Source organism: Streptomyces sp. DH12 (assembly GCF_020873895.1).
GTDB lineage: Bacteria > Actinomycetota > Actinomycetes > Streptomycetales > Streptomycetaceae > Streptomyces.
The window spans coordinates 1-617 of record NZ_JAHWGT010000439.1 but is presented as its reverse complement, the minus strand read 5'-3'; the positions used below and the strand labels follow the sequence as shown (position 1 = coordinate 617).

General features: G+C 72.1%; 1 protein-coding gene and 1 pseudogene. Both read right to left on the bottom strand.

Translation table 11 applies throughout. The annotated features are described in order from the left end of the window. Positions 1-83 (bottom strand): annotated as a pseudogene (gene chpE, locus LPA54_RS35050) (chaplin ChpE); the annotation flags it as partial. A gap of 156 nt (positions 84-239) precedes the next feature. Next, positions 240-617, bottom strand: a 378-nt coding sequence (locus tag LPA54_RS35045; RefSeq protein ID WP_228984644.1) for a response regulator transcription factor, incomplete at its 5' end; no start/stop codon positions are given.

Here is a 617-nt window from a genome sequence, read left to right as displayed (position 1 = left end):
GTGGCGGAGGCCATGCCCGCACCGGCGGCGAGCAGACCGCCCGCCACCATCGTCACAGCGGCTGCCTTCTTCAGGTTCTTCACTTTCCGTTCCCCTCCTTGCGACGACCGCGGCGAGCGCCGCGGTCCGCACTGGGCAACGCACGGCCCAGGCCGGGGATACGGGACCCGGAGGCCGTTCCCCCTACGGTATGAATCTCACACCGGAGGGGAACCTTCCGGGTGATGGCGCAGTGGCGGTCAGCCGCTGATCCCGTGCCGTACGGCCCACAGCGCGGCCTGGGTGCGGTCCGCCAGGTCGAGCTTCATCAGGATGTTCGACACGTGTGTCTTCACCGTCTTCTCGGAGAGCACGAGGGCGCGGGCGATCTCCCGGTTGGCGCGGCCGTCCGCGATCAGCCCGAGCACCTCACGCTCCCGCTCGGTGAGGGAGCCCGCGCGTCCCGCGCCGGAACCGCTCTCCTCCTGGGACAGCAGCGCGCCCGCCACCTCCGGCTGCAGCAGCACGTGCCCGGCGTGCACGGAGCGGATGGCGCCGGCCAGCGCGTCGGGGTCGATGTCCTTGTACACGTAGCCGGCGGCGCCCGCGCGGAGGGCGGGGATCACCGTGCGCTGCTC